The organism is Streptomyces sp. NPDC005070 (genome assembly GCF_053600395.1).
This window is the reverse complement of the sequence record NZ_JBSFZS010000106.1, coordinates 1-15681: the sequence shown is the minus strand read 5'-3', so window position 1 is coordinate 15681 and position 15681 is coordinate 1. Positions and strand designations below refer to the sequence as shown.

Sequence of the window (15681 nt, the reverse complement as noted above, 5' to 3'; positions counted from 1 at the left end):
AGACAACCCGTGACTGACACACAGCGCCGGCTCCACCTCAACGCCTTCCTCATGGAAGCGGGCCACCACGAGGCGGCATGGCGGCTCCCGCACAGCAACCCCCGGGCGGACTTCGACCTGCGGCACTGGATCGAGCTGGCGCAGCTCGCCGAGAGCGCCAAGTTCGACTCGCTGTTCCTGGCGGACGGCCCGGCACTCATGGGAACAGGCGAGTTCCGCCCACCGGGCCAGCTCGAACCACTGACACTGCTGACCGCCCTGTCCCAGGCGACCAGCCGCATCGGCCTCATCGCGACCGTCTCGTCGACCTACAACGAGCCCTACAACCTCGCCCGCCGGCTCGCCTCCGTCGACCACGTCAGCGGCGGCCGCGCCGGCTGGAACATCGTCACCTCGGCAGGGGCGGACGAGGCGGCCAACTTCGGACTCGACGACCGCCCCGGCCACGCCGAGCGCTACGCCCGCGCGGACGAGTTCCTCAAGGTCGCCAAGGCCCTGTGGGACAGTTGGGAGTCCGACGCCGTCGTCGCGGACAAGGCCACCGGACGCTACGCAGACCCCGAACGGCTGCACCCGCTCGGCCACCAGGGCAACCACTTCAAGGTGGCCGGCCCGCTCAACGTGCAGCGCCCGCCGCAGGGTTACCCGCTGCTCGTCCAGGCCGGCTCGTCCGAGGACGGCCGGGACTTCGCCGCCCGCCACGCCGAGGCCATCTTCACCGCTCACACGACCTACGAGCGCGCGGCCGCCTTCTACGGCGACATCAAGGCACGTACCACGGCCGCGGGCCGCGACCCGGACGGTGTGATCGTCCTGCCCGGCATCGTCCCGTACATCGGGTCGACCGAGTCGGAAGCCCGCGCGCTGGCCCGTCAGTTCGACGAACTGCGCATCCCGGAGTACGGGCTGCGCCAGTTGGCCGCCGTGTTCGAGACCGAGCCCTCGGTCTTCGAACTCGACAAGCCCCTGCCGGACTTCATCCTCGCCAGGCCGAAGCTGGAGGGCACACAGAGCCGTTCCGACCTGATCATCGACCTCGCGGTACGAGAGCAACTCACTGTCCGTCAAATCATCTCCCGACTCGGCGGAGGACGCGGCCACTTCGAGTTCATCGGCACGCCCGAGCAGGTGGCCGACACGATCATCGCCTGGTTCGAGGGCGGCGCCGCCGACGGATTCAACATCATGGCGCCCGCCCTGCCGTCGGGCCTCGCGGCGTTCGTGGAGCACGTCCTGCCGATCCTGCGTGGCAAGGGCCTGTTCCGAGAGGAGTACGAAGGCGCCACTCTGCGCGAGCACTACGGGCTTCCGGTCCCGGCGAACCAGTTCCGGGCCTGACCGCACGCGCCCGCGCCGGGGCCGCCATGCGAGTTCCCCGGATGCGCGCACGCACGGACCTGCCTGGTGCGGACCGTGCGTGCGCGCCGGGGACGGGCCGCGGGCCTCATATCGGTCCTCGACCGGGCCGGGCTGGACCCGGCGATGCGGTGGGTTTCGTAACGCACTCGAGTCATCGGTTGTCCGACCGATCCGGTATGCCGCTGCACGGGCCATCGTGGCGGCATGACTGAAGCCCCCCACCACGAACCTGCGGAGCAGACCGACGCCACCCGCAGATCCATCCTCGCCACCCTGGGCGGAGCAGCACTCGGTGTGGCCGCCCTCGGAATCCCGGCTTCGCGAGCCGCAGCCGCAGGCCCAGGCGACACGCCCCAGGCCGCCACCGGACTGGCCGCTGCCTGTGTCCTGACGCCCGAGCAGACCGAAGGTCCCTACTATCTGGACCTCGAGACGGTCCGCAAGAACATCACCGAGGGCAAGGCGGGCGTCCCGCTCACGCTCCGCGTGACGGTCGTCGACACCGCGACCTGCTTCCCGTTGCCCAACACGGCGGTCGACATCTGGCAGTGCGACGCGCTCGGTGTCTACTCCGGCTACGTCGCGGGCGGCTCGACGCCGGACACGACATTCCTGCGAGGCGTTCAGCTGACCGACTCCGCCGGCGTCGCGGAGTTCACTACCGTCTATCCCGGCTGGTACGTCGGCCGCGCAATCCACATCCACCTCAAGACCCATGCCGGCGGCACCGTGTCCAACGGGACGTACCACGGAGGCCACGTCTCCCACACGGGCCAGCTCTATTTCCCCGAGACGTACAACACCAAGATCGCCGCGTTGACCCCCTACCGGAACAACACCGCGACCCGCACCCTCAACGCAAGGGACGGCATATATCGCAACGGGGGGTCCTCGACCCTGCTGAGTGTCACCCAGGCCGGCAGCGACCTCGGCAAGGGAGTGGTCGGCACCGTCATCCTCGGTGTCAATCCCGCCGCAACGCCCTGACGCACCCTCTCGGGCGGCCGAACCGATGAGACCGGAAGGTTTCGCCCAGAAATCCGCGGCCAGGAATCGGGAATGACCCGGCACAGGACATGCGAGTTGTGCGGAGCGGCGCTGACCGCCGGATCACGCGGCGGTCGGCCAGCCCGGTATTGCTCCAACGCGTGCCGACAACGCGCTTTCAGACAACGCTCGATACAAGGCTCCAGAGGGCAACGACCAACCTCACCGGATGCCTCCCTTTCGGATTCGGGTCGCGGGCTGCCACGAGCGCTCGACTCCTTCGTGGGGCGACGAGAGGAACTCTTCGTCCTGCGCGCCCTGCTGAGGACATCGCGCTTGCTCACGCTGACTGGATCCGGAGGCGTCGGCAAGACGCGGCTGGCGCTGGAGTTCGCCGAACGGCTGCCCGAGCGCTACGCGCGGGTTGACCTGATCGAACTCGACTCGCTGCACGACGACGCTCCGCTCGCACAGTCCGTGGCCGCCGCGCTGGGCGTGGGCGAGCGCGCGGGGCGATCCGGCACCGACGCTCTCGTCCGTGCGATCGGCAACACCTCCCGGCTCGTCATCCTGGACAACTGCGAACATCTGGCGCAGCCGTGCGCTCAGCTGGCCGCGACACTGCTGAGCCACTGCCCCCGGTTGCGGATCCTGGCCACCAGCCGGGAAGCGCTGCGGGTCCCCGGCGAGACCGTGTTCCGGGTCGGCGAGCTGTCTCTGCCACCGACCAGCACCGGTGACGACCCTGCCGCCCTCCTGCGCTCGGACGCCGTCCGCCTGTTCGTCGAACGCGCCGCCAACCGTGCGCCCGGCTTCACCCTCTGGCGCGGCAACGCTGCGACTGTTGCCGAGATATGCCGCCGATTGGACGGTCTGACGCTCGGCATCGAACTCGCGGCGCGCCGCGTCGGCACACTCCCACTGGGCGACATCCTCGCCGGACTGGACGACCGGCTGCTCCAGCTCTCGCTTCTCACCGACGGAAACCGGACAGGTCCCTGTCGTCACAACGGACTGACCGTCGCGATCGACTGGAGCCATCGGCTCCTCGAGCCGACGGAACAGGCGGTTTTCCGGCGCCTCGCGGTGCTCGTCGGAGGATTCGACACGGCCGCAGCCGAGGCGGTCTGCGCCGGCAGCGGCGTCGCCCCACGCCAGATTCTCGGCGTCTTGTGCGGCCTTGAAGCCAAGTCGCTGATCGCACGGCTGCCGGGCGACGCGCACCCCGCGCGCTTCCGGCAGTTGAACGTCGTTCGCGCCTGCGCCATGGAGCGTCTGATCGCATCGGGCGAGCTGGATGCCGTACGGCGGCGGTCCCTCGACTGGCTGAACAGCCTCGCGGAACAAACCGGTGGCGAGGTGTTCGCCGACCAGGCCCGTGGGCCGCTCACCGGCGAACGGGACAATCTCGCAGCGGCCCTGGCCGGCGCCGGCGGCGGCGATGCCCCCTCGAGCGACCGGCTGACCCTGGAACTGGCCCGCGTGTACTACCAGCACGAGCAGCCTTCGGCCGCCCGCTCGCTCTTGGACGACCTTCTGCAGCGGCCTGCCACGCCTGGCCTCGGCGGCGCGGTAGCGGCACTCGCCACCCGTGTCGCCTGCCAGCAGACCGACCTGGCCGCAGCGCTACGCCTTGGTGAGCAGGCGGTACGCCAGGAACGGGCGCGTGACCACCCCGCCGGTCTCGCCAACGCGCTGGACGCGCGGGCGGCAGCACTGCTGTGCCGTGGTGAATCCGCCGCCGCCGTCGCGGACCTGCGTGATTGCCTGCGTGTCGTCTCCGCGCTCGGCCGCCGGGAGGACACCGCGTGGTGCACCCAACACCTGGCTTGGGCCCTGCTCCAGGCGGGCGAGGAAGCCGAGGCCGACTTGCTCATGGGTCGCTGTCTTCCGGTGCTCAGGGAGCAGGCGCACTGGAGCCGGGCTGCCGCCGCCCTGCACACCGCGGGCGCCGTACGGCTGTCCCTTGGCCGTCTGGACAACGCCGAGGAACTGTTCGGCGAGGTGCTCCGGATCGTCCCCGAAGCAAGCTTCCACGCGCTGTACCCGGTCGAGGGACTGGCCCTCGTGGCCGCCGAGAGCGGTGACTTGCGGCGAGCCCTGCGTTTGTACGAGGCGAGCGCGCAGGCACGCCGTCGGCTGGACACCGAGCCGGAAGGCCCGTGGCGCCGACGGGTGGAACTGACCGCGGCTCGTGCACGGGCAGGGCTGTCGGCGGCTGCGCAGGACGCTGCTGTCAGCGGTGGCCGGCGACTGCAGGGAGACCGGCTCGTCGCATACGCCCTGCGGAGAGGGAGCGGCTACCCTCGCTCGGCGTCTGGCGCCACCGCGGTCGTCGTGGACCAGTTCCCGCTCACAGGACGGGAGTTCACGGTCGCCGAGCTCGTCGCCGAAGGGCTGACGAACCGCCAGATCGGTGCAAAGTTAGGTCTTTCGGAACGTACTGTCGCCACCCACCTGGACAAGGTCCGCGACAAACTGGGCCTGCGCTCACGCACCCGGATCGCTCTGTGGGCGGCCGCACGAACCAGGGACGATTCCTGACGATGCCAGGCCCAGCATCGACACTGCCCCTGTGGATCGGCACCGTGGTGCTCGCCGCCAAGCCGTTCGCGCCCGCCGCCGTATCCGCCCTGTTGGTCGTCGCCATCCTGCTGGTCGGGCCCCCGGCCGGGGTGTTCGTCGACCGGTGGGACCACCGGAGGGCGGGTTCTACGCGCCGGCGGCCCTGCGTCCCGCCCGATGGCCCGCGCGGTCGGCCCCGGAGGCCGCGGCGGCCGCGTGACCGGTACCGGGTCGCGGGGTGCAGACGTGCGTCACATGGGCAGCGACAGCAGCCGCACCGTCCCCGGCGGCCAGTCGGTGGCTTCGCGCAGCGGCGTCACCATGGTCCGCAACGGCATGGTCACCACGTCGGCTTCGGGCTGCTCGACGAGTACCGGCGTGTCGAGCGGGTGCCATCCGAGGCGCTGGTAGAGCGATACGAGAGGAGGCCGGCAGAACAGGAGGGCGTACCGAGGACCCATGGCGGCAGCGTGTTCCAGCGCGGCGGCGATGGTGAGCCGCGCCAGGCCCCGACCTCGCACGGTGGACGCGACAGCTACCCCGCCGACTCCCACCACCTCTGTCCGGGCATCGCCGATCACTACGGGCAGTCGCAGCAGGCCAACGTGTGCCACGAGGCGGCGGTCGTGTCTGACACCGAAATGCACCTCCTTGGGCAACCAGGTCAGACCGGTCGAGGCGACACCGAAGGGATCGTCGGAGTCGCCGAGTATCTCGTCCTGGTCGGCCTTCGTGTACTGGGGGAGCCGCACCACGGTCGGCGGCACAGGGGATCGGTTGTCCGGCATTCCCCCATGATGATCCCTGCGGCAGGGCACGCCCAGGGGATGTCAGGCGTCGCCGGGCAGGCGAGACTTTGCGGATACGCCCTGGCGTCCCGGTATCAGGACGACCTTTCCGAGGTTGCGGCGGGACTCGATGATCTCGTGGGCACGCGCTGCTTCCGTGAGGGGGATCTCGGCGTATACGCGGGGTCGCAGTGTGCCGTTGCGGTGGAGTTCCCACAGTTCGTCGCGTCGGCGCGCGTACACCGAGGGCCTGTCCCGGGCGATGGCCGCCATCTGGAAGCCGATGACCGAGGCACCCCGGACCAGTAGCTCGTACGCGTCGATCGTGCCGCCGCCCGAACTGAAGGCGACCAGGCGGCCGCCGGGGGCCAGCGCGCGAACCGCCGGGCCGAGCAGTTCTCCGCCGACCCCGTCGAGCACGATGTCGACCGGATCGCCCCAGGACGCGTCCCCGTAGAGCACGACCTCGTCGGCGCCGAGGGCACGAACGAACTCCGCCTTGTCCGCGCTGCTGACGGCGGCGACCACGCGAGAGGCCGATCCCGCCCTGGCGTACTGCAAGGCCAGGACACCGACCGCGCTTGCCGCCGCGGTGACCAGGACGCTGTCACCAGGGGCGGGGCGACCGGCCTCGTAGGCGCCGCGCGCCACCAGGCCGCTGCGGACCAGGGCCACGGCGTCCACGGCCGTCGCCCAACCGGGTATGCGCGAGGCCATCGCGTGGTCGATGAGGGCCAGTTCGGCGTAGGCGTGGGAGAAGCAGAGACCGGTGACGCGGTCGCCCTCCGCGAACCCGGTGGCGCCTTCACCGACCGCGACGACGGTGCCTGCCACCTCGCCGCCGAGCGGACCGGGCTCGGCGCCCTCGCGCACCTTTCGCACGGCGGGCAACGTGACTCCGACCGCCTCGCTGCGGACGAGTAGTTCACCCGGGCCGGGCTCTGGAACGGGCGCCTCCTCGGTGAAGAGAACCTCTGGGCCGCCGTTGACCTCATAGCGGACACGACGCATGGACACCTCCAGGGGTGAAACAGGACTCGGAATCGTTGGGATCTCCAACGGAATTGTCAGCCTAGAGTTTGGTCATGGGGAAGTCCAACGAATTGCGGATAGTCTGATTCCATGACGCGCACCGAACACCTGGGAGCCCTGGCGCACATCCAGTCCCTGCCGAGCTGGCTGGTCGGCCGGGTGGCGGCGCGCGGCCGGAGCCTGGTCGCCGAGGCGATCGCCGCAGAAGGGCTGAAGCTGCCGCATCACGCCGTGCTCGCGGCCGTGTCCGAGTACGGGCCTGTCGCCCAGGCGGATCTGGCGCGCCGACTGGGCTTCGATGCGAAGGACGTGGTCCTCCTGCTCAACCACCTGGAGGAAGCCGGGTTGGCCCGGCGCGAACCCCACCCGCGGGACCGTCGCAAGAACGCGGTGACGGTGACGTCGGCGGGCATGCGGACCCTTGAGCGGTGCGCGGAGCTGGCGGAGCGAGCCAACGCCGAACTGCTGGAGCCGCTCGGCGCGACGGAGCGCCGGCAGTTGATGGAACTTCTGACGCGGGTGCACGAGGCATAGGTCCCGCACGGCGATTGCTTCTCCTCCGCCAAATCGGTGGTGCAGACTGCTTGTTGAGGTGCAGGCCCAGGCGGAGCCGAGTGCGGGAGGGGAAATCGTGGGGGAGGACCTGACGGTCAACCTCGTGGCCTCGCTGCTGGCGTTCGCCGTCGGCTGGCTGGGCCGTGCCCTTGTGCACTACTACCGGACGAAGGTCCCGGCCGCGCGGGTGTGGCGGCTGGACCGCGGCCGACGTGTGGTGGTGGTCGTGGGGGAGTCCAGCCGGGCGTCGTCCGCCTATCCGAAGATCCATGAGGCCGATGCCCTCGCCGCCATGAATCTGCGGCAGTTCCTCTCCCAGGATCTGCGGCTGCACGAGGCCGTGACCGTCAGGGCCAGGGCGTTCGCCATGGCATCGGACGCCGAGGAGAACCTGGTCGTGATCGGCGGGCCGGCGCACAACGGAGTCTGGCAGTTGATGGCCGACCGGCTCAACGCCCCTTACTCCTATCGGCAGTTCTCCGACGACTACCGCATCGTGGGTGCGGAGGACGGCGAGGAGTACGGGGAGTCGGAAAGTGGTGCGACGACTCGCGTGGACCACGCGATCGTCCTGCTGGCACGCAACCCCTTCGCGGCCGGAAGCCGCCTTGTCATGATCGCGGGCTGCGGCACCCTGGCGACGTCGGGGGCGACCCAGCTCTTCGCCCGCGCCGAGATCCGAAGGCTGGCGAAGGCGTACGACACGAAGTCACCTCTGGCGCTCGTCGTGCGCGTCGAGAGCGTCGGCGGATATGTGCGCCCTCCGGAGGTGATGGCCGCCACCAACTTCTCCCAGCCTTCGACTGCGCGTTCCGACCCCGCCCCGCGATCCTGACGCGCACGTGGCCCCTGCTCCCCGACCGAACGGCCCGCAGCACCTGCTCTACTGCCTGGTCACCCAGTCGGCGTCCCCGGCGTCCCAAGGGAGCCGGCCTGTCCCCGACGACGTACGGCAGGCGCTGATCGCCGGCCCGTCGGTCCCGGACGGAGGGCGTGCAGCGCGCCCTCCATGGTCGCCGCACGATGGGCAGCTTCGGCCCGTGCGCGGCCGGTCTTCTCGGGGTCGTGCAAGGGGCTGATCCATTGACATCCTCTCGGGCCTAGAGGCCCGGGATTCCAATCTGCTCCCACTGCGGCGACGCGGTGGGCAGCTCCTGGCGTGTTCCTGTTTCGCTGCGCTGTGCCGGCACGGGTGCCGGTCTTACCTGCGCTCCACAGGCTGATGCCGCCAGTCCGGCGGCCTTGGCGACGTTGACCGCCGCGTTGACGTCCCGGTCGAGGACGGTCCCGCACGCCGAGCACGTCCACTCCCGGACGTTCAGCGGTTTGGGGCCGTCCTTGACGCCACATGCGGAGCACACCTGGGAGGTCGGTTCGAACCGGCCGATTCTCACGAGGGTGCGTCCGTACCGGGCGGCTTTGTACTCCAGCATGGTCACGAACGCGGACCATCCGGCGTCGTGGACGGATTTGGCCAGGCGCGTGCGGGCGAGTCCTTTGACACACAGGTCCTCGACGGCGATCGCTTGGTTCTCGCGGATCAGCCGGGTGGAGAGCTGGTGGTGGAATTCGCGGCGTGCGTCGGTGACCTGCGCGTGAGCGCGGGCGACCTTCAGCCGGGCCTTGCCCCGGTTGTTGGAGCCCTTCTGTTTGCGGGACAGGTCCCGCTGCATCTTCTTCAGGCGCTTCTCGGCCCGGCGCAGGAAGCGGGGGCTGTCGATCTTCCGGCCGTCGGAGAGGACGGCGAAGTGCCGGAGGCCGAGGTCGATGCCGATCTCTGGTGTCGTCCCGGGCAGTACCTCGCAGGCGTCCGTCTCTACGACGAAGCTCGCGAAGTACCTGCCCGCCGCGTCCTTGACCACGGTCACCGTGGACGGCGTGGACGGCAATGCGCGGGACCAGCGCACCGGAACGTCGCCGACCTTCGGCAGTCTCAGTTTCCCGCCCGGCGTGATCCGCCATGAGGCGTTGGAGGTGAAGCGGATCGACTGCCGGTTGTCCCGCTTCGATTTGAAACGCGGCGCACCCATCTTCGGGCGCTTGCCCTTGAGCCCGTCGAAGAAGTTCCGGTAGGCGGTGTCCAGGTCGCGCAGGGACTGCTGAAGAACGACCGAAGACACTTCGCCGAGCCAGGCCCGTTCCGGTGTTTTCTTCGCGGCCGTCAGGTTCCTGGACAGCTCCGCCGAGGTGACGAACCCCAGCCCCGCCGCACGGGCCTCCTCACGGACGCGCAACGCGTCGTTGAAGACGACCCGCGCACACCCGAACGCCCTCGCCAACGCCATGCGCTGACCAACACTCGGATACAGGCGGAAGCTGTACCGAAGCTGCACAACGATCACCATACCGCTGGCCCATGTCTCCACGATGGGAACCAAACCCCGATATCCGCAGGGGCCGAACAGTCGTCTACAGCCTGCACGCACACTTGATATTCGTCACCAAGTATCGGCGTCGAGTCATGAACGACGAGATGCTGACGCGCTGCGAAGAGGTCATGCGCAAGGTGTGCGAGGACTTCGACGCGGAGCTGAAGGAGTTCAACGGTGTAACGGACCACGTCCACCTGCTCGTGCACTACCCGCCGAAGGTCGCCCTGGCCAGCCTGGTCAACAGCCTCAAAGGCGTCTCCTCACGCCGCCTGCGCGCGGAGTTCACCGGCCGGGTCAACCCAGCGATCATGCACGGCCGGTTCTGGTCACCCTCATACTTCGCCGGCTCATGCGGCGGCGCTCCGCTCCAGGTGGTCAAGGACTACATCACACAGCAGAAGCGTCCGGACTGAACACAGTCGTGGGCGCGGGTAGGTAGCGCAGGCCCGTGCCCACAGTTGAGGTCACAGCAGTCCAAAGATGCGATTCACCCCCAGGCCTGAAGGCCGGGGCACTCTCCCAAGATCAGAGGTAGAGGCCGAAGGCCAGGCTCGTCGCCAAGGCCAGACAGGCCACGACTCGACCGCGCCGCCCACGACCCGGTCCGGTTCTCGTCACCGGTTCAGTGTGGTGTCGGCGACGGTCTCTGTCCTGAGTAGGAGTACTCACGTACGTGGCCGCGCCGCCGAATCGAGGTCCACACCCCAGGGGTTTCGCGGACGCCTCACGGGGCTGCCCTTGGCTTCGAGCCGAATCCAGGCCGAGGGCTCCTCGCTCCTCAGGCCCGGCTGCCCGGCTGGACAGGCAGCGCCGCCAGTCGGCGGTGCAAATAGCCGCCGCCCCACGTCAGTTCGTTCAACGGTACCGCCGGGTCCAGTCGGCTCCAGCGGCCCAGGACCGCCGTCAGGGCCACCGTCAGCTCAAGGCGGGCCAGTGCCGATCCGGGGCAGTAGTGCGGACCGAGGCCGAAGGACAGGTGGCGTGCGGCGGTACCGCGGTCCGGGTCCAGCGCGCCCGGGTCGGCGTGGCAGCGCGGGTCGTGATTGGCCGCCGCCACGGAGAGCAGGACACCGCTGCCCGCCGGAATGACCGTGTCCCCGAACCGGACGTCCTCCAGCGCCACCCTCTTGGTACTGAAAGGGCCCGGGGTGTCCCAGCGCAACAACTCGTCCACCGCGCGCGGAATCCTCGACGGCTCGTCCCGCAAGGACTCCTGTACGTCGCGGTGGCCGAGCAACGCCACCACACTCATGCCGATCGCCTGAACCGTGCTGTCGAAGCCGGCCAGAAACAGCATCGCCAGGAGGGAGGCGACCTCGTCCTCCGTCGCGCCGCCCTGCTGGTGCCACGCAGCCAGGACGCGGGAGACGACATCGTCCCCCGGAGAAGCCGTGCGGCGGCCCATCTCGCCCCGGACGAACACGTCGATCCGGGCCACGCTCTCCTCGACGGCCCGGGCGGAGCACCCCGCCTTGTCCGCGAGGAGCGCCACCGGCTCGTACAGCGCGGCCCGTTCCTCCTCGCGCACCTCGAAGACCTCGCACAGCGACCGGAAGGCGAACGGGCGCGCGAAGGAGTCCATCAACTCGACCGGTCCCTGTCCCCGCGCCGCGTCCGCCGCGTCGAGGAGTTCAACGGCGTTGAGCTCGATGCGTTCTCTGTGGGCGGCCATGCGCGCCGGGGTGAGCGCGGGCGTCGCCAGACGGCGGATCCGCGTGTGGTCCGGCGGGTCGTAGTTCACCAGCGTCACGTCCAGGGCGCGTCGGCGTACGCCCGGGTCGGGGACATGACCGCCGCTCAAGGAGAGCCGGGGGTCGAGGAATCCGGCCCGCACGTCCTCGGCGCGGGTCACCAGCCACGCCGGCCGTCCGGCGGGCGTCCTGATCCGGGTCACGGGACAGGCCTCCCGGATCTCCGCCAGCGTCTCCTCCGGACGGGCCAGGAACCCGGCCCCCAGCGGCTCCGGCAGCCGCTGCCCAAGCGCCGGTGCCGGTGCCGGTGCCGGCGGGGCGGACGGCGCGGCCGTGACGACGGGCTCGGTGTCCATACGGAGGCGTCCTCTCGCGGTCGCGGAGTGTGCGGCGGTCAGCGTAGGAACGGCCGGTTGCCCGCCGGTTGGCGCCCGGTGGGATTCCGGTATGCAGCCGGCCTCGACCCGCCTCGCTGCCGGGGGCCTCCTGTGCCTCGGCCGCGCGCCGTATTCCTGGGAGCGACGCCTTGATGTGCCTTGACCGCCCCGTCGTACTCCAGTGAGCGACGCCTCGAGGTGCCTCGGCCCCCGCCGTACTCCGGTGAGCGACGCCCTGAAGTTCCGGGAGCAGCACCCCGCATCCACGGGAAGCGACATCGTGGCCGTGGTCCACCGCCTTCTCCGCTCGAGCACGGCAGACACCGCCCCCACCAGGCATTTCACCAGGGCCCAACCGGCCATGAACCGGTGCCGAACCCCCTCCTCCTAGCTTCCTGCCGGTCGGCGAACCGCTGCCGTCCGTCGTCCCGAACGCCCGTCGTATGGAGGACCATCATGGCCGAGAACGTCGAGCCCAACGAGGAGACCACCGAGACCCCCGCGGAGGAGACTCCCGAGGTCGTCGCGCACGCCGCGTCGAACGTCGCCTGGTGCGGGGTGCATCAGGAGACCGCCGCCGACGAGCCCGAAGTGGTCGCGCACGCCGCGTCGAACGTCGCCTGGTGTGGCGTCCACCAGGAGACCGCCGCCGACGAGCCCGAGGTGATCGCCCACTCCGAGGAGGGCGAGGACACCCCCTGGTGCGGCGTCCACCAGGAGCACAACGCCTGATCGGCTCACCACCGGCGCGGTCCTCCCGGTCGCGGTGGCGCCTGACGCCGCCGCGACCGGGCCCGCGCCCGCCCTCCAACTCCCGCCCTCGCTCCGGAGGTTGCCGTGCCCGGTACGCAGTCCGTCGCCGTCCCCGCCGCCGGGGCCCGTCTGATCCAGGCCCGCAGGGGGTGGTGGTTCCTGGGCGCCGGCGGCTACGCGCTGATGCGCCCGGGCCAGGTCGAGGCCGACGGCGCCCTGCGGCCCTCCGCCGAACGCTATCTCCGCGAGGCGGGACTGTACGACGTAAAGCCCTACAACTCGTACTCGCTGACCGTACTGACCAGCACGGACTGCAACCTCGGCTGCGGCTACTGCTTCCAGAACACCGCGCAGGACCCCAAGGGAGGAAGCCGGCCGCCGCGCATCCAGCATGCCCGGCTGACCCCCGAAGCCGTCGGACAGGTGCTGGACTTCACCCGTGAGCGCATGGCCGCGGCCGGCATGGACAAACTGTCGCTGCTGCTGTTCGGCGGCGAGCCGCTGCTCAATCCGCGAGGCTGCCGCGATCTGCTCACCAGGGCAGCTGAGTTGGGCACCCTCACCGCGTCGATGACGTCCAACGGCACCCTGCTCACACCGCTGATCGCCAAGGAACTCAACGCGGCGGGCCTCGGCTCCGTACAGGTGACCTTCGACGGCGACCGCGCCGACCACGACGCCATCCGCGTACGACGCTCCGGAGGCGGCACCTTCGACGTCATCGTGTCCAACATCGCGCGCGCCATCGAGAAGACCTCCCTGCGCTGGATGCTGCGCGTCAACGTCTCCCACCTGAACCGCCACGGTGTGGACGACCTGGTCGAACGGCTCGGTGCCCACCTCGATCCCGCACGCTGCGGCATCCACTTCGCCCGCGTCGGCGACGTCGGCGTCGGCTACGCCAACAACCTGATGCACGAGAACGGTCTCGTCGACGACTTCGTCCGCTGGCACGCCCGCGCCCTGGAACTCGGTTTCACGGTGGCCCGTCCGCGCGCCCATGTCCCCTGCCAGGCCTGCTCCTTCGCCGACGGCCGCTACGGCGCGGTCGTCAACGCCGACGGTGTGCTCGCCAGTTGCTGGGAGACCGCGGGCAAGCCCGGCATGGAGGTCGGCACCATCGCCGACGGCTACCTCGACGCCGAGCAGACCGAAGGCCGCTGGGTGAGCTGCCACGACCACTACCAGTACGACGAGGAGGCTGCCGTCCGCGCCGTCTTCCAGGACCGGGTCGACGCCGGAGTGCTGGACAGCCTCCACGCCGTCGGGCGGCTGGGATGAAGGGCGCAGGCATCCTGCGGACCAACGCCGACTTCCGCCGTTACTGGCTCAGTACGACGCTGTCCACGCTCGGCTCGCAACTGTCCTTGCTCGCCTTCCCGTTGCTCGTCCTCTCCATCGGCGGCAGCGCGGCACAAGCCGGTACGGTCGCCACCTTCTCGCTGGTGACCCGGACCCTGCTGCGCCTGCCCGCGGGCCAGCTCGCCGACCGGCTCGACCGGCGGATGATCATGGTCGGGACCGACCTTCTACGGCTCGTGGCGCTGGCCAGCATTCCCCTGGCGTCGGCACTGGGAGACCTCGGGCAGGCACATCTCCTCGGCGTCGCCGTGGTCGAGGGCGCGGCCACCGCGCTCTTCGCACCGGCCGCCACGATCGCCGTCCGCGACGTGGTCCCGGAGAAGGACCTCACCGACGCGCTGAGCCGCAGCCAGGCCGCCGTCGCGACGAGCTCGCTCCTCGGGCCGTTCCTCGGTGGCTGGTTGTACACCATGGACCCGATGCTGCCGTTCGCCGCCGACGCCCTTTCCTATGGTGTGTCCGCCGTCCTGCTGCTGCGGATCGCCACGAAACCCCCTCGCCCGGTCGCCGCCACCGACCGTGACGACCGGCTCACGGCCGGGCTCCGGTGGCTGACGCACCAACGGACGCTCCTGGCCGCGCTGTTGTTCGCCGCGGGCATCAACGTCGTCTCGGCGGCGGCCCAGACGACCATGGTCGTCTCCCTGCGGCAGAGCGGCGCCGGCGGGGCGGCGATCGGAGCGGTGATGGGCTGCGCGGGCATCGGGGCCATGCTGGGCGCCGCCGCGGCTCCACGGCTGATCAAGAGAATCCCCGCCGCCCGTCTGTTCCTGCTCATCGGCATGGTCTGGGCGGTCGGCCTCGCCGTCTTCTCCGCAACGACGCACCCCTGGGCGATCGGCCCGGTGCTGGTCGTGGTCGTCTTCTTCAGCCCGCCGGCCGGCATCGTCGTGGGCCGCGCCATGCTGGTGCTCGCACCACGGGACCTGCTCGGCAGGGTCAGCACCGCGACCGGACTGGTGATGGCCGGTCTCGCCTCTCTCGGACCGCTTCTCGCGGGCTCCTTCGTGGACTCGCTGGGAGCGAGCCACACCTGGCTGGCGCTCGCCGGCACCGCGGCGGTGGTCACCGTGGTGTCGTCGGTGCCCCTGCTGCGCGAGACGAGCCTCGACGCCTTGGCGGGCGACGCGAAGAAGACCGCCCCCGACGGTGTCGCGGGCGACGGGGGGAAGGCTGGGTTCGACGCCGTGGCGGGCGACGGGAGGAAGACTGGGTTCGACGCCGTGGCGGACGGCACGAAGGCCACCGCTGGTCCCGGCGAGACCACCGGTCCCCTGGACGTGCCCGAGTTCACGGATGCCACAGCTCCCTACGGCATTCCGGATTCCCCGGCCCTCGCAGGCGCGAGCCACGCCGACCGGCCCGCGGTCGAGGCGCACGGCGAGCCGGCCTCCGGCGGTGCCGAGCGGCCGGCGGTCGAGGCACACGGCGAACCCGCCCCCGGCTCTGCCGACCGGCCGGCGGTCGAAGCACACGGCGAACCGATTCCTCCCGGCGGCCCGGAGCCCGAGGACCCGTCTCCGGCGTCCCCCGCACAACGCCCGGGCTCCGGTGACACCTGAGCCTCCCATCCCGCACGCGACCGACGTGATCCGTCCCCCTGGAGCGCCGCGATGACCCACTCCCCGCCCCGCGACGCCAGGCCGGCGCCCGCCCCGTACACCTACCCACCGGCCCCACGCAGCGGACCGGTGGAGATCGTCCACGGACAGCGGGTTGCCGACCCCTACCGCTGGCTGGAGGATGCGCGGAACCCCGCCACCACCGCGTGGTGCGCCGCTCAGGACCTGCTCTACGCCGAGGAGGAGGCCCGCTGGCCGGCCCGTGACGCTCTGTTCGC

General features: G+C 70.5%; 14 protein-coding genes. 10 read left to right on the top strand and 4 right to left on the bottom strand.

Annotation, left to right across the window (positions count from 1 at the left end; genetic code table 11):
• The first annotated feature begins 9 nt into the window (after positions 1-9).
• From ACWEBX_RS28775 to ACWEBX_RS28765, 3 genes are all read left to right on the top strand, one after another.
• Positions 10-1338, top strand: a complete 1329-nt coding sequence (locus tag ACWEBX_RS28775; RefSeq protein WP_451887710.1) for an LLM class flavin-dependent oxidoreductase — start codon at positions 10-12, stop codon at positions 1336-1338.
• A gap of 225 nt (positions 1339-1563) precedes the next feature.
• On the top strand, positions 1564-2346 hold the full coding sequence (locus ACWEBX_RS28770) for an intradiol ring-cleavage dioxygenase (protein ID WP_451887709.1): 783 nt from the start codon (positions 1564-1566) through the stop codon (positions 2344-2346).
• Between the two features lie 336 nt (positions 2347-2682).
• Complete coding sequence (locus ACWEBX_RS28765; RefSeq protein WP_451887708.1) at positions 2683-4890, top strand: ATP-binding protein; 2208 nt, start codon at positions 2683-2685, stop codon at positions 4888-4890.
• Between the two features lie 272 nt (positions 4891-5162).
• On the opposite strand, the gene ACWEBX_RS28760 is transcribed toward ACWEBX_RS28765, so the two are convergent.
• Both ACWEBX_RS28760 and ACWEBX_RS28755 read right to left on the bottom strand, forming a co-directional pair.
• On the bottom strand, positions 5163-5699 hold the full coding sequence (locus ACWEBX_RS28760; RefSeq protein ID WP_451887707.1) for a GNAT family N-acetyltransferase: 537 nt from the start codon (positions 5697-5699) through the stop codon (positions 5163-5165).
• A 42-nt stretch (positions 5700-5741) separates the two neighbouring features.
• Entirely contained in the window at positions 5742-6710 is a 969-nt protein-coding gene (locus tag ACWEBX_RS28755) for a quinone oxidoreductase family protein (protein ID WP_451887706.1), read from the bottom strand.
• A gap of 111 nt (positions 6711-6821) precedes the next feature.
• Between ACWEBX_RS28755 and ACWEBX_RS28750 the strand changes: the two genes are divergently transcribed.
• On the top strand, positions 6822-7265 hold the full coding sequence (locus ACWEBX_RS28750; protein ID WP_451887705.1) for a MarR family winged helix-turn-helix transcriptional regulator: 444 nt from the start codon (positions 6822-6824) through the stop codon (positions 7263-7265).
• Positions 7266-7362: 97 nt separating this feature from the next.
• Positions 7363-8121: a hypothetical protein gene (locus ACWEBX_RS28745; protein ID WP_451887704.1), complete on the top strand. Its 759-nt coding sequence runs from the start codon at positions 7363-7365 to the stop codon at positions 8119-8121.
• A 265-nt stretch (positions 8122-8386) separates the two neighbouring features.
• Here ACWEBX_RS28745 and ACWEBX_RS28740 read toward each other — a convergent pair whose 3' ends face one another.
• Positions 8387-9619 (bottom strand): RNA-guided endonuclease InsQ/TnpB family protein, encoded by a 1233-nt coding sequence (locus ACWEBX_RS28740; RefSeq protein ID WP_451887703.1) that lies wholly within the window; start codon positions 9617-9619, stop codon positions 8387-8389.
• A 23-nt stretch (positions 9620-9642) separates the two neighbouring features.
• Here ACWEBX_RS28740 and tnpA point away from each other — a divergent pair, with 23 nt between their 5' ends.
• Positions 9643-10071 (top strand): IS200/IS605 family transposase, encoded by a 429-nt coding sequence (tnpA, locus tag ACWEBX_RS28735; protein WP_451887702.1) that lies wholly within the window; start codon positions 9643-9645, stop codon positions 10069-10071.
• Positions 10072-10436: 365 nt separating this feature from the next.
• On the opposite strand, the gene ACWEBX_RS28730 is transcribed toward tnpA, so the two are convergent.
• Positions 10437-11705 (bottom strand): cytochrome P450, encoded by a 1269-nt coding sequence (locus ACWEBX_RS28730; RefSeq protein WP_451887701.1) that lies wholly within the window; start codon positions 11703-11705, stop codon positions 10437-10439.
• A gap of 477 nt (positions 11706-12182) precedes the next feature.
• Here ACWEBX_RS28730 and ACWEBX_RS28725 point away from each other — a divergent pair, with 477 nt between their 5' ends.
• The 4 genes from ACWEBX_RS28725 to ACWEBX_RS28710 all read left to right on the top strand — a co-directional run.
• Positions 12183-12458 (top strand): hypothetical protein, encoded by a 276-nt coding sequence (locus tag ACWEBX_RS28725; protein WP_384787301.1) that lies wholly within the window; start codon positions 12183-12185, stop codon positions 12456-12458.
• A 105-nt stretch (positions 12459-12563) separates the two neighbouring features.
• Positions 12564-13760, top strand: a complete 1197-nt coding sequence (locus ACWEBX_RS28720; protein WP_451887700.1) for a radical SAM protein — start codon at positions 12564-12566, stop codon at positions 13758-13760.
• Positions 13757-15403: an MFS transporter gene (locus ACWEBX_RS28715; RefSeq protein WP_451887699.1), complete on the top strand. Its 1647-nt coding sequence runs from the start codon at positions 13757-13759 to the stop codon at positions 15401-15403. Before ACWEBX_RS28720 ends, ACWEBX_RS28715 begins: the two co-directional genes overlap by 4 nt.
• 51 nt (positions 15404-15454) lie before the next feature.
• Positions 15455-15681, top strand: a 227-nt coding sequence (locus ACWEBX_RS28710; RefSeq protein WP_451887698.1) for a hypothetical protein, incomplete at its 3' end; no start/stop codon positions are given.